Source organism: Streptomyces sp. NPDC020379, from assembly GCF_044387105.1.
GTDB lineage: Bacteria > Actinomycetota > Actinomycetes > Streptomycetales > Streptomycetaceae > Streptomyces.
Genome location: NZ_JBIRVR010000009.1, coordinates 170,307 through 187,395 on the forward strand (window position 1 = coordinate 170,307; position 17,089 = coordinate 187,395).

General features: G+C 70.9%; 18 protein-coding genes and 1 pseudogene. 18 read left to right on the top strand and 1 reads right to left on the bottom strand.

What is annotated here, in order from left to right:
• The first annotated feature begins 53 nt into the window (after nt 1–53).
• From rplS to ACH427_RS14990, 12 genes are all read left to right on the top strand, one after another.
• The gene (rplS, locus tag ACH427_RS14935) at nt 54–404 is read left to right on the top strand and encodes a 50S ribosomal protein L19 (RefSeq protein ID WP_168096161.1); all 351 of its coding nucleotides are present in this window, start codon (nt 54–56) and stop codon (nt 402–404) included.
• Between the two features lie 45 nt (nt 405–449).
• The gene (lepB, locus tag ACH427_RS14940) at nt 450–1,277 is read left to right on the top strand and encodes a signal peptidase I (RefSeq protein WP_398869859.1); all 828 of its coding nucleotides are present in this window, start codon (nt 450–452) and stop codon (nt 1,275–1,277) included.
• Nucleotides 1,270–2,301, top strand: a complete 1,032-nt coding sequence (gene lepB, locus ACH427_RS14945; protein ID WP_398869860.1) for a signal peptidase I — start codon at nt 1,270–1,272, stop codon at nt 2,299–2,301. The genes lepB (ACH427_RS14940) and lepB (ACH427_RS14945) overlap by 8 nt, the downstream gene beginning before the upstream one ends.
• Nucleotides 2,231–3,244: a signal peptidase I gene (lepB, locus tag ACH427_RS14950; protein WP_398869862.1), complete on the top strand. Its 1,014-nt coding sequence runs from the start codon at nt 2,231–2,233 to the stop codon at nt 3,242–3,244. The genes lepB (ACH427_RS14945) and lepB (ACH427_RS14950) overlap by 71 nt, the downstream gene beginning before the upstream one ends.
• 82 nt (nt 3,245–3,326) lie before the next feature.
• Nucleotides 3,327–4,112, top strand: coding sequence for a signal peptidase I (gene lepB / locus ACH427_RS14955; protein ID WP_398869863.1), 786 nt, complete (start codon nt 3,327–3,329; stop codon nt 4,110–4,112).
• Nucleotides 4,102–4,620, top strand: a complete 519-nt coding sequence (locus ACH427_RS14960) for an NUDIX hydrolase (RefSeq protein ID WP_398869864.1) — start codon at nt 4,102–4,104, stop codon at nt 4,618–4,620. Before lepB (ACH427_RS14955) ends, ACH427_RS14960 begins: the two co-directional genes overlap by 11 nt.
• Before the next feature lie 39 nt (nt 4,621–4,659).
• Nucleotides 4,660–4,968 (top strand): DUF2469 domain-containing protein, encoded by a 309-nt coding sequence (locus tag ACH427_RS14965; protein WP_009714730.1) that lies wholly within the window; start codon nt 4,660–4,662, stop codon nt 4,966–4,968.
• An 82-nt stretch (nt 4,969–5,050) separates the two neighbouring features.
• Nucleotides 5,051–5,503, top strand: a complete 453-nt coding sequence (locus tag ACH427_RS14970) for a YraN family protein (RefSeq protein WP_398869865.1) — start codon at nt 5,051–5,053, stop codon at nt 5,501–5,503.
• Nucleotides 5,503–7,119 (top strand): YifB family Mg chelatase-like AAA ATPase, encoded by a 1,617-nt coding sequence (locus ACH427_RS14975; RefSeq protein WP_398869866.1) that lies wholly within the window; start codon nt 5,503–5,505, stop codon nt 7,117–7,119. Before ACH427_RS14970 ends, ACH427_RS14975 begins: the two co-directional genes overlap by 1 nt.
• Nucleotides 7,119–8,432, top strand: coding sequence for a DNA-processing protein DprA (gene dprA, locus ACH427_RS14980; RefSeq protein WP_398869867.1), 1,314 nt, complete (start codon nt 7,119–7,121; stop codon nt 8,430–8,432). Before ACH427_RS14975 ends, dprA begins: the two co-directional genes overlap by 1 nt.
• A 271-nt stretch (nt 8,433–8,703) precedes the next feature.
• Nucleotides 8,704–9,540, top strand: coding sequence for an RNA polymerase sigma factor WhiG (whiG, locus tag ACH427_RS14985; RefSeq protein ID WP_301892012.1), 837 nt, complete (start codon nt 8,704–8,706; stop codon nt 9,538–9,540).
• A gap of 200 nt (nt 9,541–9,740) precedes the next feature.
• On the top strand, nt 9,741–10,298 hold the full coding sequence (locus ACH427_RS14990; protein WP_398869950.1) for a TetR/AcrR family transcriptional regulator: 558 nt from the start codon (nt 9,741–9,743) through the stop codon (nt 10,296–10,298).
• A gap of 150 nt (nt 10,299–10,448) precedes the next feature.
• On the opposite strand, the pseudogene ACH427_RS14995 reads toward ACH427_RS14990, so the two are convergent.
• Nucleotides 10,449–10,997, bottom strand: a pseudogene (locus tag ACH427_RS14995) (peptidoglycan DD-metalloendopeptidase family protein); the annotation flags it as partial.
• A 314-nt stretch (nt 10,998–11,311) separates the two neighbouring features.
• On the opposite strand from ACH427_RS14995, the gene rpsB reads away from it, so the two are divergent.
• From rpsB to rlmN, 6 genes are all read left to right on the top strand, one after another.
• Nucleotides 11,312–12,169 (top strand): 30S ribosomal protein S2, encoded by an 858-nt coding sequence (gene rpsB / locus ACH427_RS15000; RefSeq protein WP_398869868.1) that lies wholly within the window; start codon nt 11,312–11,314, stop codon nt 12,167–12,169.
• Between the two features lie 95 nt (nt 12,170–12,264).
• On the top strand, nt 12,265–13,101 hold the full coding sequence (gene tsf / locus ACH427_RS15005; protein WP_398869869.1) for a translation elongation factor Ts: 837 nt from the start codon (nt 12,265–12,267) through the stop codon (nt 13,099–13,101).
• A 163-nt stretch (nt 13,102–13,264) separates the two neighbouring features.
• Nucleotides 13,265–14,044 carry a UMP kinase gene (gene pyrH, locus ACH427_RS15010; RefSeq protein ID WP_398869870.1) on the top strand — a complete coding sequence of 260 codons (780 nt, stop codon included), beginning with the start codon at nt 13,265–13,267 and terminating at the stop codon, nt 14,042–14,044.
• Nucleotides 14,045–14,214: 170 nt separating this feature from the next.
• Nucleotides 14,215–14,772: a ribosome recycling factor gene (frr, locus tag ACH427_RS15015; RefSeq protein ID WP_398869871.1), complete on the top strand. Its 558-nt coding sequence runs from the start codon at nt 14,215–14,217 to the stop codon at nt 14,770–14,772.
• Nucleotides 14,772–15,893 carry a phosphatidate cytidylyltransferase gene (locus ACH427_RS15020; protein WP_398869872.1) on the top strand — a complete coding sequence of 374 codons (1,122 nt, stop codon included), beginning with the start codon at nt 14,772–14,774 and terminating at the stop codon, nt 15,891–15,893. Before frr ends, ACH427_RS15020 begins: the two co-directional genes overlap by 1 nt.
• Nucleotides 15,894–15,981: 88 nt before the next feature.
• Nucleotides 15,982–17,088, top strand: coding sequence for a 23S rRNA (adenine(2503)-C(2))-methyltransferase RlmN (gene rlmN, locus ACH427_RS15025; protein ID WP_361525243.1), 1,107 nt, complete (start codon nt 15,982–15,984; stop codon nt 17,086–17,088).
• Nucleotide 17,089: the final 1 nt, after the last annotated feature.

The window sequence follows — 17,089 nt, forward strand, 5'->3', positions numbered from 1 at the left end:
CATCATTTCGATTCCGCTGATGACCTGTGGCATCGGCGAGGAAGCAGACGAACATGTCCTCCCTGCTCGACAACGTCAACGCCGCGTCGCTGCGCACCGACGTCCCGGCCTTCCGTCCCGGTGACACCGTGAACGTCCACGTTCGCGTCATCGAGGGCAACCGCTCCCGCATCCAGCAGTTCAAGGGTGTCGTCATCCGCCGCCAGGGCGCGGGCGTCAGCGAGACCTTCACGGTCCGCAAGGTCTCCTTCTCCGTCGGCGTCGAGCGCACCTTCCCGGTGCACAGCCCGATCTTCGAGAAGGTCGAGCTGGTGACCCGCGGTGACGTCCGCCGCGCCAAGCTGTACTACCTCCGTGAGCTCCGCGGCAAGGCCGCGAAGATCAAGGAGAAGCGCGACAACTGAGCTTTTGTCCGGAGTCCGGGCCCGGCCGGATAAGCTTTCGGCTCGATGGACACCGACGCACAGCTTTCGGAGCGCGACCGCTCTCCAGAACCCGCACAGGGGGAGGAGCAGGGGTCGCGCTCCTCGCGTTTTCCCGGAAAGACGCCTCCGGCGGAGATACCCGGCCGGAGCCGGCCGGCGCGGATCCGGGACTGGCCGGCCGGCGGCGGACCGCTGCGCAGGACCGGCCTGCTGCTCACCGCCTGCCTGGTCTTCCTGCTGCTGCTCAGCAGCTACGTCGTCCAGCCCTTCCTGATCCCGAGCGGATCCATGGAGAACACGCTCCAGGTCGGCGACCGGGTGCTGGTCAACAAGCTCGCCTACAGCTTCGGCGACGAGCCGGTCCGCGGCGACGTGGTGGTCTTCGACGGCACGGGTTCGTTCGTCCAGGACGCCCCCTCGGAGAACATGATCACCGGGCTGATCCGCAAGGGGGCGTCGTCGGTCGGCCTGATGAGCCCCGCGCGGACCGACTACATCAAGCGCGTCATCGGTGTCGGCGGCGACCGGGTCACCTGCTGTGACGCCCGCGGCCGGCTCCAGGTCAACGGGCGGCCGATCGACGAGCCGTACCTCTTCCCGGGGGACGCGCCCTCGCGGGTGCCCTTCGACATCGTCGTACCGCCGGGGAAGCTCTGGGTGATGGGCGACCACCGGAGCGGCTCCCGCGACTCGCGTGATCACCTGGGCGAGCCGGGCGGCGGCACGGTCCCGGTCGGCCGGGTCGTCGGGCGGGCCGACTGGATCGGCTGGCCGTTCGGCCGGCTCACCTCCCTGCGCAGGCCGGACGCCTTCGCGGACGTACCGGACCCGTCCGGGCGGCGGCATGGGTAGCCGGGGGCGTACGGGTCCGCCGCGCCCGCCGGACACCGGGGGCCCGGCCGCCGGGCACGCGGGCGTGGAGACGGGCGGGCGCGCGGCGCGGCGGAAGGCGGCGCGGCGGGTCACGCGGCGCCGGCGGAGGTCCGCGGTCAAGGAGGTGCCGATCCTCATAGCGGTGGCCCTGCTGATCGCCCTCGTGCTCAAGACATTCCTGCTGCAGGCGTTCGTGATCCCGTCCGGCTCGATGGAGCAGACGATCCGGATCGGCGACCGGGTGCTGGTCGACAAGCTGACCCCGTGGTTCGGGTCCAAGCCCGAGCGCGGCGATGTGGTGGTCTTCCAGGACCCCGGCGGATGGCACACGGGGGAGGGGACCACGGCCGGGCACGACCCGGTGGGCATCAAACAGGGCAAGCAGTTCCTGACCTTCATCGGGCTGCTTCCCTCCGCGAAAGAGCAGGATCTGATCAAGCGGGTGATCGCCGTCGGCGGCGACACGGTCAAGTGCTGCGACAAGAACGGCAAAATCACAGTCAACGGAACACCGCTCGACGAGCCGTATATCAACCCGGGGAACCCGCCGTCACAGATCGAATTCTCCGTACGGGTACCGGCGGGGCGCCTTTTCGTCATGGGTGACCACCGTTCCGATTCGGCCGATTCCCGCTACCACTTGACGGAAGCCGGGCAGGGCACCGTCCCGGAGAGCCTTGTGGTGGGGCGGGCGATGGTGATCGCCTGGCCGTTCGGCCACTGGCGGAGCCTGTCCGAACGGGACACCTTCGCATCGGTCGGGGACGCGCCGCGTACGGGGGCGCGAGCGGGCGCTTCGCCGAATAGTGTGTCCTCCATGGATCAGGACGGATTGATCCAGCTCCCGACCCCTGCGGAACTCCCGCTCGTTATGGGAGTGGTGGGCCTGCGTCGTATGTACGACAGGCGGCAGAGTGGAGAGAGGAGCGGATGTGGGGGACTTGGCGGTCGGCGCACGTTCCGGTCATGGAGAGCCCGAGAAACGACCCGGAGGGACCGATGAGTCATCCGGGGGCGGCGCGCCGGAGGATGCCGCCTCGTCCCAGGCGGCCCGGTCGGCCCAGGCGTCCCGGTCGGCGGCGGACGGACCGGTGAACCCGGAGAACGACAAGGCGGCCCCCGGCGACGCCGAGGAGCCGGGTGGACGGCAGGCCAAGAAGCAACGGTCCTTCTGGAAAGAGCTGCCGATCCTCGTCGGCATCGCCCTGTTGCTCGCGTTGTTCATCAAGACTTTCCTCGTCCAGGCGTTCTCGATTCCTTCCGATTCGATGCAGAACACCCTTCAGCGGGGCGACCGGGTGCTGGTGGACAAGCTGACCCCCTGGTTCGGGTCCAAGCCCGAGCGGGGCGAGGTGGTCGTCTTCCACGACCCGGGCAAGGGCGACCAGAGCTGGCTCGGCCCCGATACCCAGCAGCAGAATTCCGGCCCTCTCGGGCGCGGTGTGCAAAAGGTCCTGAGCTTCATCGGCCTGATGCCGTCGGCCGAGGAGAAGGACCTCATCAAGCGGGTCATCGCGGTCGGCGGCGACACCGTGGAATGCCAGGGCCAGGGCGGTCCGGTGAAGGTCAACGGCAAGGCGCTCGACGAGAAGTCGTACATCTTCCCGGGCAACTCCCCGTGCGACGACAAGCCGTTCGCCCCGGTGAAGGTCCCCAAGGACCACATCTGGGTGATGGGTGACCACCGCCAGGACTCGCTGGACTCCCGCTACCACCCGGACCTGTACAACGGCACGGTGCCGGTGAAGGACGTCGTGGGCCGCGCCTTCAGCGTCGCCTGGCCGATCGACCGCTGGTCCTTCCTCTCGGTGCCCGGCACCTTCGACCAGTCCGGCCTGAACGCCGCCGCCACGGCGACACCCGCCGCGCTCGGTCTCGCGGGCGCGGTGCCGCTGGTGCTGTGGCGCCGCCGCCGGATCATCGGGAAGACCGGCCCGAAGGGCTGACTCGCCTCCGTACCGCCCGGTAAGGTGCGATCCCATGCCTCAGGGCATGCGGAATCCGATCTTTACGGGGGCGGGAGCCGGAATGGGCGCAGCGGGACGTGACGACGACGGCCACGGCCGCGCGGGCAGGGTGCTGTCCGGGCTGGCCGTGGCCGTCGGCTGTGTGCTCTTCCTCGGCGGATTCGTCTGGGGAGCCGTGCTTTACCAGCCGTACACGGTCCCCACCGACTCGATGGAGCCGACCATCGCGCGCGGCGACCGGGTGCTCGCCGAGCGCATCGACGGCAGCGAGGTGCGGCGTGGGGATGTCGTGGTCTTCAAGGACAAGGTCTGGGGCAATGTGCCCATGCTCAAGCGCGTCGTCGGTGTCGGCGGCGACAAGATCGAGTGCTGCGACCGGCAGGGCCGGATGACGGTCGACGGCAAGCCGGTCGACGAGACCTATCTGGCGGCCGGGAGCCCGGCGTCGGTCATGCCCTTCTCGGCCACCGTGCCCGAAGGGCAGCTCTTCCTCATCGGCGACCACCGCACGACCTCGATCGACTCCCGCTCCCACCTGTCCGATGCCACGCACGGCGCGGTGCCCGCCTCCGCGGTGAAGGGGCGGGTGGACGCCATCGCCTGGCCGATGGGCAGCTGGGGGATGATGGACAGACCCCAGGCGTTCGCCGCGCTGCCGGGCGGCACGTCCCGCCCCGGGCCGCTGCCCCTGGTGCTGGCCTCGGTGATCGCCGGCGCGGTGCTCATCCTGGGCGGCGCGGCGTACGGGCCGATGGCGCGCCGCCTGGCGCCACGGGGCGGAGCCGGGCGGAACGGCCGCTCCGGCGGTCCGGGAAGCGGGAAGGGAGTGACAGCGGGTGTCGGGTGAGGTGCTGCTGTCCGAATCACCGGGCACGGGGCCGCGCAGGGCCGCGCGGGTCATCCTGCTCGACCCGGAGGACCGGGTGCTGCTGCTCCACGGCTTCGAGCCCGACGACCCCGGTACCACCTGGTGGTTCACGCCGGGCGGCGGGCTGGAGGGCGACGAGACCTGGGAACAGGCGGCCCGCCGGGAGCTGGCCGAGGAGACCGGGATCACCGGCATCGAGCTGGGCCCGGTGCTGTGGCGGCGCAGCTGCTCCTTCCCCTTCGACGGACGCCGCTGGGAGCAGGACGAGTGCTACTACCTGGCCCGCACCCGGCAGGCCGCGGTGTGGACCGGAGGCGGTACGGAGCTGGAGCGGCGCAGCGTCACGGGGCTGCGGTGGTGGACGTGCGGAGAACTTCTCGCGACCCGTGAGACGGTGTATCCGACCAGGCTCGCCGAGCTGCTGCGTACGCTGCTCGACGAAGGACCCCCGAGTACGCCGGTGCTCCTGGAGACGGAGCGGGCCTGACGCACAATAGGGGGACGCACGGCTGAAGGGGAACATGCCATGAGCGCCGAGGACCTCGAGAAGTACGAGACCGAGATGGAGCTGAAGCTCTACCGGGAGTACCGCGATGTCGTCGGTCTGTTCAAATACGTGATCGAGACCGAGCGGCGTTTCTACCTCACCAACGACTATGAGATGCAGGTGCACTCCGTCCAGGGCGAGGTCTTCTTCGAGGTCTCGATGGCCGACGCCTGGGTGTGGGACATGTACCGGCCGGCCCGGTTCGTCAAACAGGTGCGGGTGCTCACCTTCAAGGACGTGAACATCGAGGAGCTCAACAAGAGCGATCTCGACCTCCCGGGTGGCTGAGTTATCCACAACCGGCGGGTTATCCACCAAGATCCAACAGCGGGGCGCGGTCACGGCACAGTCGGTGCCGGAGGTGGTGACCATGCTTCGATCACAGCGGCCCGCGGAGCCGGGGGAGCCCGCCGTGCCGACGGCACGGGCGGGGGCCGCGAAGCCCGCCGGACCCCGCGGGGGACTGGCGCGCCAGGCGCTCGGCCGTTATGGCGAGGAGCTGGCGGTGCGCCGGCTCAGGGAGGCCGGGATAAGGATCCTGGACCGCAATTGGCGCTGCCGGGACGGCGAGATCGACATCGTCGCGTCGGACGGTGACGCCCTGGTGGTCTGCGAGGTCAAGACCCGGCGCGCGGGCCCCTACGAACACCCCATGGCCGCGGTCCGCGCGGTGAAGGCCGGCCGATTGCGCACGCTCGCCGGGCGCTGGCTGGAGGGACACGGCGGGCCGCCACCGCCGGGCGGGGTGCGGATCGACCTCGTGGGTGTGGTCGTCCCGGGCCGGGGAGCCCCCGTCGTGGAGCACGCCAAGGGGGTGGCGTGATGGCCTTCGCCCGTACGTGCTCGGTGGCCCTGGTCGGGGTCGAGGGCGTGGTGGTCGAGGTCCAGGCCGGTCTGGAGCCGGGGATCGCCGCCTTCACACTGGTCGGCCTGCCGGACAAGAGCTTGCAGGAGAGCCGCGACAGGGTGCGCTCCGCGGTGGTGAACTCCGGGGCGGAGTGGCCGCAGAAGAAGCTGACGGTGGGGCTCAGCCCGGCGTCGGTCCCCAAGGGCGGCAGCGGCTTCGACCTCGCGGTGGCCTGCGCGGTGCTGGCCGCCGCCGAGCGGATCGACCCCCGCCAGATCGCCGGCCTGATGATGATCGGCGAGCTCGGTCTCGACGGCCGGGTCCGGCCGGTCCGCGGGGTGCTGCCCGCGGTGCTCGCCGCCGCCGACGCGGGCTACCGCCAGGTGGTCGTCGCCGAGCAGACGGCCGCGGAGGCGTCCCTGGTGCCCGATGTCTCGGTCCTCGGAGTCCGCAGCCTGCGCCAGCTGATCGCGGTGCTCTCGGATGAGCCCGTGCCGGAGGAGGCGCCGGATGAGGAGGGACGGCCGGATCCGGCCCTGGCGGGCCTGTCGGTCGCCGGGGCCGGGATCGGCACGGGCGTGCTCTGCGGGGTCGGCGCCGCGCGCCACGTCCCCGACATGGCGGAGGTGGCGGGCCAGCACCTCGCCCGCAAGGCGCTGGAGGTCGCGGCCGCGGGCGGCCACCACCTCTACCTCAAGGGCCCGCCGGGCGCGGGCAAGACGATGCTGGCCGAGCGGCTCCCCGGCCTGCTGCCGCCGCTGACGCCCCAGGAGGCCCTGGAGGTCACGGCGGTGCACTCCGTCGCCGGTGTCCTGCCACCCGGCAAGCCGCTGGTGGACACCGCGCCGTACTGCGCTCCCCACCACTCGGCGACGATGGCGGCACTCGTGGGCGGCGGCGTCGGCCTCCCACGGCCCGGCGCGGTGTCCCTGGCTCACAGAGGTGTGCTGTTTCTGGACGAGGCCGCGGAGTTCAGCGGACGGGCGCTGGACGCCTTGCGGCAGCCGCTGGAGGCGGGTCGCGTCGTGGTGGCGCGCTCGGCGGGCATGATGCAGATGCCCGCGCGGTTCCTGCTGGCCCTGGCCGCGAATCCCTGTCCTTGCGGGCGGCACTCGCAGCTTGGGGAGGAGTGCACGTGCTCGCCGACCGCCATCCGCCGCTATCAGGCCAGGTTGTCCGGCCCGCTGCTGGACCGGGTCGATCTGCGCGTCAGGGTGGAGGCGGTGACCCGTGCCGAACTCACCGGTCAGGACGGGGCGGAGAGCACCGAGACGGTGGCCGCACGGGTGCGCGAGGCACGGGAGCGCGCTGCCGCCCGGTATCGGGCCACTCCGTGGAGCACCAACGGCGAGATGCCGGGCCATGAATTGCGGACCCGATGGCACCCCCTTCCCGGAGCCCTCGCCGAGGCCGAACGCGACATGGAGCGCGGCATGCTGACGGCCCGGGGCCTCGACCGGGTCCTCAGGGTCGCCTGGACCGTCGCCGACCTCGCCGGACACGACCGCCCGGACGCCGAGGACGTGGCCCAGGCCCTGTATCTGCGCACCGGTGTCGTCAGAGGTGTCCCGGCCGCGGCGGGAGCGAGCTGATGCGCGGCCGCCGGAGAGCGGGGGAGGGGCCGGGCGGCGGAGGCGGACGAACGGGGGCCGGGCCGGGGCCGAGGAGCCCGGAGCCGGAACTGCCACGGCCGTCCGGGTCGTCGGAGCCGCCGGAGCCGGAGGACCCCGCGCCCGGCCTCGGGGAGCGGCTCGCGCGCGTGGCGCTGACGCGGCTCACCGAACCGGGGGACGAGAGGGTGGGGCGGTGGCTGCGCGAGCTGGGCGCCGAGGAGTTGGTGCGGGGACTGACCGGAGCGGGACCGCCGCCCCCGGGCGCCGGTAAAGAGCGGCTCGCGGGATGCCGGGCGCGGGCGGCGGCGCTCGACCCACGCCGTGACCTCGGCATCGTCGCCGGACTGGGCGGCCGCTTCCTCTGCCCCGGCGACCGGGAATGGCCGGCCCAGCTGAACGATCTCGGCGACGCCCGGCCCATCGGTCTCTGGGCGCGGGGAGAGGCCAACCTCCGGCTGTGGGCCCTGCGGTCCGTCGCCGTCGTCGGCGCCCGGGCCTGCACCGACTACGGCTCCTATGTGTCGGCCATCCTCGGCACCGGACTCGCCGAGCTCGGCTGGGCGGTCGTCTCCGGCGCCGCCTACGGCGTGGACGGCGCCGCGCACCGAGGGGCGCTCGCCGCGGGCGGGGCCACCATGGCCGTGCTGGCCTGCGGGGTGGACGTGCCCTATCCACGGGGGCACACCGAGTTGATCGGCAGGATCGCGGAACAGGGTCTGGTGCTGGCCGAGTTGCCGCCCGGCGGCCATCCGACGCGCAGCCGCTTCGTCCTGCGCAATCGTGTCATCGCGGCGTTGACCCGGGGGACGGTGGTCGTGGAGGCGCAGTACCGCAGCGGGTCCCTGGTCACGGCACGGCGCGCCCGGGATCTCGGCCGCCACACGATGGGCATTCCCGGCCCCGTCACCTCGGGGCTCTCGGCGGGCGTCCATGAACTCCTGCGCGAGGGCGCCTGCCTGGTGACCGACGCGGCCGAGATCGCCGAACTGGTCGGCGGAATGGGTGAGCTCGCCCCCGAGCGGCGCGGCCCCGTCGTGCCCCGGGACCTGCTCACTCCCGCGCTGGCCGCGGTGCTCGAAGCGGTGCCCGGAGGAGCGGGCGGCGACCGCGAGCTCATCGCCCGCGATGCGGGCCGCGACCGGGACCGGACCCTCCACCACCTCCACGAACTCCAGGCCCTCGGCTTCGTCGAACGCTGCGGTGATCAATGGAAGTTGACCGGCCCGACGTCAACATCCGGCACCGGCAAGCCCCCCGGACGGCGCCCCTCCGTGCGGCGAGGCGGTTCTTGACCTGGGGCGATCGGGTGAAAGGGTTAAGGGGGTGACCGCGGGAGCCGATACGGCCGACCCGCCGCGACCGCCGGGCGATCTCCGGCAGCCGCACTTCGGGAGCGCGGCCAGGGAACGTATCCGCATATCGACCGAAGGGGGCTTCCTCGCGCACCGCAGTGCGTCAGTCACGCTACGCTCACGGGAATCCAGCCATTCGTACCACTCCATTCACATCCCCATTCATGTCACGTCTCCATTCACGTCACAGCAGAACGGCTCAAGACGACGAATGCCCCAGCACACCTCCGGGTCCGATCGCGCGGCGGCACCGCCCGCAGCACGCGGGCCCGTGCGCCCTCCCGCACCCTCGACGCTCGATGAGCTGTGGCGGTCGTACAAGGCCACGGGCGACGACCGGCTGCGGGAGCAATTGATCCTCCACTACTCGCCGCTGGTGAAGTATGTGGCGGGGCGGGTCAGCGTCGGTCTGCCGCCCAATGTCGAGCAGGCGGACTTCGTTTCCTCCGGGGTCTTCGGACTCATCGACGCCATCGAGAAGTTCGACCCCACGCGCGAGATCAAGTTCGAGACCTATGCCATCACCCGTATCCGCGGCGCGATGATCGACGAATTGCGCGCCCTGGACTGGATTCCGCGCTCGGTCCGCCAGAAAGCGCGTGCCGTCGAGCGCGCGTACGCCACCTTGGAGGCGGCGCTGCGCCGTACGCCCTCCGAGGCCGAGGTGGCGGCGGAGATGGGCATCGCCGTCGAGGAACTGCACAGCGTCTTCAGTCAGTTGTCGCTGGCCAACGTCGTGGCGCTGGAGGATCTGCTGCACGTCGGCGCCGAGGGCGGTGAGCGGCTGAGCCTGATGGACACGCTCGAGGACACCGCCGCGGACGACCCCGTCGAGGTGGCCGAGGACCGCGAGCTGCGCCGGCTGCTCGCCCGCGCGATCAACACCCTTCCCGAGCGGGAGAAGACGGTGGTCACGCTTTATTACTACGAGGGCCTCACCCTCGCCGAAATCGGCCACGTGCTCGGTGTCACGGAGAGCAGGGTCAGCCAGATCCACACCAAATCCGTCCTCCAGCTGAGGGCGAAACTCGCGGACATAGGACGCTGACCGGGCTCCCCGGCCGCCACGGACCTTTCGCCCGGACCTTTCGAGGGACCGCCCGCGCGGTGCGGCGCGCGCCCCGGTCTTCGCAGGGCCTCTTCGCGGGCCCGCCCGGGCGCGGTCCCGTGGGAAAAGGTGCCGTCGGCGTCGTCCAGGCCAGTGGATATCCGTAAAGTGGAGGCGTGCCCAGGATTCGAGCGGCCTCAGTGGCCGAGCACCGGACGATGCAGCGCGACGCCTTGCTGGACGCCGCACGCTCCCTGCTGTCCGAAGGCGGAACGGAGGCGTTGACCTTCCCCGCGCTGGCCGAGCGCACCGGGCTGGCACGCTCCTCCGTCTATGAGTATTTCCGGTCGCGCGCGGCGGTGGTCGAGGAGCTGTGTGCCGTCGACTTCCCCGTCTGGGCCGCCGAGGTGGAGGCCGCCATGGAGCGCGCCGAGACCCCTGAGACGAAGATCGAGGCGTATGTGCGCCGGCAGCTCGCCCTGGTCGGCGACCGGCGCCACCGTGCCGTGGTCGCGATCTCCGCGGGCGAGCTGGACCCCGGCGCCCGGGAGAAGATCCGCGCCGCGCACGGCGGACTGGTGGCGATGGTCGTCGAGGCCCTGGTCGCTCTCGGCCATGAGCAGCCCCGCCTCGCCGCGATGCTCCTCCAGGGTGTGGTCGACGCCGCGGTCCGCCGCATCGAGCTCGGCGCGGCCGAGGAGCCGCACCGCATCACCGAGGCGGCCGTTTCCATGGCCCTGCGCGGGGTGCGGGGCTGAGACCCGCGCGAGGAGCGCCCCGAGCGGGCCGGTGAGCGGCAGCAGCCGGGAGGGCGGGCGGCGGAGCATCCACGGCGGCAGCAGCGTCAGGGGATCGAGGTAGGTGTCCCCGCGGAGCAGCCCCCAGTGCAGACAGCCCGCCGGGCAGTGGAAGGGGCCGGCGGACACCGTGCCCACCGGCGCTCCCGCGGCCACCTGATCCCCTTCGCGGACGCTCGGCCGCACCGGCTCGTAGGTGATCCGCAGCGGTGGGTCGCCCGTGCCGGACAGGGTGACGGCCACGACTCCCCGTCCCGCGACCGTGCCCGCGAAGGACACCGTCCCGGGGGCGGCCGCGCGCACCGGCTGCCCCGCCCTGGTGTCGAGGTCCACCCCGCGGTGGCCCGCGGCCCAGCGCACCGGGGGCGGGTCCCACGCCCGCACGATCAAGGGCCGGCCGCCATGCGCCCCGGTGACCGGCCAGGCCCGGTCACCCGCCGCCCCGCCGGTCCCGGGAGGGCCCGCGGCGGCGGTCACGGTGGTGGCCGTGAGCGGTGCGGTGGCCATGGGTGGTGCGGCGGCCGCGAGCGGTGCCGGTGCCGCGAGGCGCGGGGCCCATGTGAAGCGTGTGACGACGCAGGCGGTGAGCGCCGCCACGGCCAGTAAGGCGCTCAGGGCCGCCGTGACCGCGGCTGTGGAGCGTCGCGTGGAAGATCGCATGGGAGAACCGTGACGCACGGCGCCGATTCGTGGGGATCTTGACCAGGATCTGTGGACTACTCGCGGGTTGTGCACAACGTCGTCACCCGGGCCTTCCCGGGTCCCGTACACTTCTCATGGCGATCCGGGTCACCGGATCGACTTCGCACGCCCCGCTACCGGCGCGTCAGTCCCTTTCGGGCAGCCCGGTGGCCGTGTCTCTCGGTCCGCGGAACGGTCCCTCGCAAGGGCACCTTTCACGGCGGGCACGTCGGGGCGTCAGGAGCGGCGGCCGCCCGGCCGCCGTGGAACCGAGTATTTCAAGGAGCGCGGCCATGGCCGTCGTCACGATGCGGGAGCTGCTGGAGAGCGGCGTCCACTTCGGTCACCAGACCCGTCGTTGGAACCCGAAGATGAAGCGTTTCATCTTCACGGAGCGCAACGGCATCTACATCATCGACCTGCTCCAGTCGCTGTCGTACATCGACCGCGCCTACGAGTTCGTCAAGGAGACCGTCGCGCACGGTGGCTCCATCATGTTCGTCGGCACGAAGAAGCAGGCCCAGGAGGCCATCGCCGAGCAGGCGACCCGCGTCGGGATGCCGTACGTCAACCAGCGCTGGCTGGGCGGCATGCTCACCAACTTCTCGACCGTCTACAAGCGCCTGCAGCGCCTGAAGGAGCTCGAGCTCATCGACTTCGAGGATGTGGCCGCCTCCGGCCTCACCAAGAAGGAGCTGCTCGTCCTCTCCCGCGAGAAGAGCAAGCTCGAGAAGACCCTCGGCGGCATCCGCGAGATGCAGAAGGTGCCCAGCGCCGTCTGGATCGTGGACACCAAGAAGGAGCACATCGCCGTCGGTGAGGCGCGCAAGCTGCGCATCCCGGTCGTCGCGATCCTCGACACCAACTGCGACCCCGACGAGGTCGACTACAAGATCCCGGGCAACGACGACGCGATCCGTTCCGTCACGCTGCTCACCCGCGTGATCGCCGACGCCGTCGCCGAGGGCCTCATCGCCCGCTCCGGTGCCGCCACCGGTGACGCCAAGGCCGACAAGGCCGCCGGCGAGCCGCTCGCCGAGTGGGAGCGCGACCTGCTCGAGGGCGAGAAGAAGGCTGACGAGACCGAGGCTCCGGCCGCTGAGGCTCCGGCCGCCGAGGCCGAGAAGCCGGCCACGGACGAGCAGGCCTGACAACTCAGTCGCGGTAGATGACGGCGGGGGTCGGCGCGAGCGCGCCGCCCCCGTCGCGCACCCGTAGTCACAACGACTTCCGAGAGAGATTCACCATGGCGAACTTCACCGCCGCTGACGTCAAGAAGCTCCGTGAGCTCACCGGCGCCGGCATGATGGACTGCAAGAAGGCGCTGGACGAGGCTGCCGGCGACCTGGACAAGGCCGTCGAGATCGTCCGCGTCAAGGGCCTGAAGGGCGTGGCCAAGCGCGAGAGCCGCACCACCTCGAACGGTGCCGTCGTCTCGGTCATCGCCGACGACAACACCTCCGGTGTGCTCGTCGAGCTGAAGTGCGAGACCGACTTCGTCGCCAAGGGCGAGAAGTTCAACGACGTCGCCGCGGCGCTGGCCGCCCACGTCGCTAAGACCGCTCCGGCGGACCTCGAGGCGCTCATGGCGTCCGAGATCGAGGCCGGCAAGACCGTCCAGGCGTTCGTGGACGAGGCCAACGCCACGCTCGGTGAGAAGATCGTCGTCGACCGCTTCGCGCGGTTCGCCGACGGCTTCGTCTCCGCGTACATGCACCGCACCGCCGCGGACCTCCCGCCGCAGGTCGGCGTCCTGGTCGAGCTCGACAAGGACAACGCCGAGGTCGCCAAGGACATCGCGCAGCACATCGCCGCGTTCGCGCCGAAGTTCCTCTCCCGTGAGGACATCCCGGCCGACGTGCTCGAGAACGAGCGCCGTGTCGCCGAGGCCACCGCCCGCGAGGAGGGCAAGCCCGAGGCCGCCCTGCCGAAGATCATCGAGGGTCGCGTCACCGGCTTCGTCAAGGAGAACTCCGTTCTCGAGCAGGCGTTCGCCAAGGACAACAAGAAGACCGTCCAGAAGGTTCTGGACGAGGCCGGTGTCACGCTGAAGCGCTTCTCGCGCATCCGCGTCGGCGCCTGAGCCGTCAGCAGGGCAGCGAATGACCTGCGACCCGCTAGGGTCGTACGCAGCCGACCCTCCACCGGTCGGCCGCTGATGTGACGAGGAGGCCATTGCCGTCAAGGGATCTGATAAAGACCCATCCGGCAATGGCCTTCTTCGTATGTGCACGAGGAGATCTCCAATGAATCAGGGTGCGGACGCCCGGCCGGCAGCCGACGACAAAAGCGACGACCACGGCAAGCGCCGTCGGTTTATGCTCAAACTGTCCGGCGAGGCATTCGCCGGCGGCGGGGGCCTCGGTGTCGACCCCGATGTCGTGCACGCCATCGCTCGCGAGATCGCGGCAGTCGTCCGCGACGGCTACGAGATCGCCGTCGTCATCGGCGGCGGCAACTTCTTCCGCGGCGCCGAGCTCCAGCAGCGCGGAATGGACCGTGCCCGCTCGGACTACATGGGCATGCTCGGCACCGTGATGAACTCGCTCGCCCTCCAGGACTTCCTGGTCAAGGAAGGCGTCGAGACGCGGGTGCAGACCGGCATCACCATGGGCCAGGTCGCCGAGCCGTTCATCCCGCTGCGCGCGGTGCGCCACCTGGAGAAGGGCCGCGTCGTCATCTTCGGCGCCGGCATGGGCATGCCCTACTTCTCCACCGACACCACCGCCGCCCAGCGCGCCCTGGAGATCCACGCCGAGGCGATCCTGATGGGCAAGAACGGCGTCGACGGGGTCTACGACTCCGACCCGAAGAAGAACCCCGACGCGGTGAAGTTCGACGCCCTCGAGTACAGCGAGGTGCTCTCGCGCGGCCTCAAGGTCGCCGACGCCACCGCCATCTCCCTGTGCATGGACAACAAGGTGCCGATCCTCGTCTTCGAGCTGCTCGCCGAGGGCAACATCGCGCGTGCGGTCAAGGGTGAGAAGATCGGCACGCTCGTGAGCGACCAGAGCACGCGGGCCTGACAGCCCGGACAACCGCCGTCCTGGGCGATCACGCCGCACAGGGACGGCAACACCGTGCCGTGGGAAGACCCCGGCACGGGGATGGACAACTGCCTGCCGGTCGGACACCGTGCAGGAGAAGACGCGCGCAGGGGCGAGGCTCTGCTTACTGATAACACCAGGAGCAAGTGGTGATCGAAGAGATCCTCCTCGAGGCCGAGGAGAAGATGGAGAAGGCCGTTGTGGTCGCCAAGGAGGACTTCGCGGCGATCCGCACCGGGCGTGCGCACCCCGCGATGTTCAACAAGATCGTGGCGGACTACTACGGCGCGCTGACGCCGATCAACCAGCTGGCGTCCTTCTCGGTGCCGGAACCGCGCATGGCCGTCGTGACGCCCTTCGACAAGAGCGCGCTGCGCAACATCGAGCAGGCCATCCGCGACTCGGACCTCGGTGTCAACCCGAGCAACGACGGCAACATCATCCGAGTGACGTTCCCCGAGCTGACCGAGGAGCGCCGCCGCGATTACATCAAGGTGGCCCGCACCAAGGGCGAGGATGCGAAGATCTCGATCCGCGCCATCCGCCGCAAGGCCAAGGACGCCCTCGACAAGCTCGTCAAGGACAAGGAGTCCGGCGAGGACGAGGTGCGCCGCGCGGAGAAGGAGCTCGACGACACCACCGCGAAGTACGTCACGCAGGTGGACGAGCTGCTCAAGCACAAGGAAGCCGAGCTCCTCGAGGTCTGATGAACGACACATCCTGGGGGGCCCCGTCGAGCGCCGGGTACTGGGGGTCCACCGACCGCGGACCCTCCCCCTCGCTCGGAGGGGACGCGCGCCCGGGCTCGGCGGGTCCTGTGCATGAGGCGGGCGCCGCGGCGCAGACTCGGCCCATGCCCATCGTGCCCTCCTCAGGCGGAGACCAGGACGACCGTGACGAGGGGGCCGCCCACCTGCGCGGCCCCCTGTTCCGTGATGAACAGGAGCCCGACATCCGGCCCCAGGATTCTGCCCCGGAGCCTGCAGTTCCCCAGGCGCCCAAGGCCGGGAAGAAGAGCGCCGGCCGCGACCTCCGGGCCGCGATAGGGGTGGGACTGGGCCTCGGCGCGGTCATTCTCGCCTCTCTGTTCATCTACAAGCCCGTCTTCCTCGGCGTGATCGTCGTCGCCGTCGTCGTCGGGCTGTGGGAGCTGACCTCCCGCCTGGCCGAGCGGAAGGCGATCAAGGCCCCGCTGGTGCCGCTCGCGCTCGGCGGTGCCGCCATGGTCATCGCCGGCTACGCGAGCGGTGCCGAGGGCGCGTGGGTGGCCATGGCGTTCACCGCGCTCGCCGTGCTGGTGTGGCGGATGCCCGAGCCGCCGGACGGCTATCTCAGGGATGTCACGGCGGGCATTTTCGCCGCGTTCTACGTGCCCTTCCTGGCCACCTTCGTGGCCCTGATGCTGGCCGCGGGCGACGGCGCGTGGCGGGTGCTCACCTTCCTGATCCTGACGGTCGTCAGCGACACGGGTGCGTACGCGGTGGGCTGGAAGTTCGGCAAGCGCAAGCTGGCGCCGCGCATCAGCCCCGGCAAGACGCGCGAGGGCCTGCTGGGGGCCGTCCTGTTCGCCATGGTGGCGGGCGCGCTGTGCATGCGCTTCCTGATCGACGACGGGAAGTGGTGGCAGGGCCTGCTGCTCGGCCTCGCCGTCGCGGTCAGCGCCACCCTGGGCGACCTCGGCGAGTCCATGATCAAGCGTGACCTGGGCATCAAGGACATGGGCGCCCTGCTGCCCGGCCACGGCGGGATCATGGACCGGCTGGACTCCCTGCTGCCCACCGCCCCCGTGGTGTGGCTGCTCATGGTGATCTTCGTCGGCAGCGCATAGGGCTCCGGCCTGCGCTTTCCTCGGTGAAGGGCTCGTTGTCCACAGGGCGGCGGGCCCCTCTCCGCACGTCTGCGACACTGGTAGGACCATGCCTGCACCTGGAGAACTCACTTTCGTCGCGCCGCGCGGGGCCAAGCAGCCCCCGCGGCACCTTGCCGACCTCTCGCCCGCCGAGCGCCGCGAGGCGGTTGCCGCGATCGGCGAGAAGCCGTTCCGCGCGAAGCAGCTGTCGCAGCACTACTTCGCCCGGTATGCGCACGACCCCGCGGCATGGACCGACATCCCCGCCGCCTCCCGCGAGAAGCTCGCGGCCGAGCTGCTGCCCGAGCTGATGAGTGTCGTCCGGCACATCTCGTGCGACGACGACACCACCCGCAAGACCCTCTGGCGGCTGCACGACGGCAAGCTGGTCGAGTCGGTGCTGATGCGCTATCCCGACCGGGTCACCATGTGCATCAGCTCCCAGGCCGGCTGCGGGATGAACTGCCCGTTCTGTGCCACGGGCCAGGCCGGTCTCGACCGCAATCTGTCGGCCGCCGAGATCGTGCACCAGATCGTGGACGGCATGCGCGCGCTGCGCGACGGTGAGGTGCCCGGCGGGCCCGCGCGCCTGTCCAACATCGTCTTCATGGGCATGGGCGAGCCGCTCGCCAACTACAAGCGGGTCGTCGGCGCCATCCGCCGGCTCACCGACCCCGAGCCCGACGGCCTCGGCCTCTCCCAGCGCGGCATCACCGTCTCCACCGTCGGCCTGGTCCCCGCGATGCACCGCTTCGCCGACGAGGGCTTCAAGTGCCGCCTCGCGGTCTCGCTGCACGCGCCCGACGACGAGCTGCGCGACACCCTGGTGCCGGTCAACACCCGCTGGAAGGTCCGCGAGGTCCTCGACGCCGCCTGGGAGTACGCGGAGAAGTCGGGCCGCCGCATCTCCATCGAGTACGCCCTGATCCGCGACATCAACGACCAGGCGTGGCGCGGTGACCTGCTCGGCCGGCTCCTCAAGGGCAAGCGCGTGCACGTCAACCTCATCCCGCTCAACCCCACCCCGGGCTCGAAGTGGACGGCCTCCCGGCCGGAGGACGAGCGGGCGTTCGTCCAGGCGATCGCCGCGCACGGCGTGCCGGTGACCGTCCGCGACACCCGCGGCCAGGAGATCGACGGCGCCTGCGGGCAGCTGGCGGCGGCCGAGCGCTGAG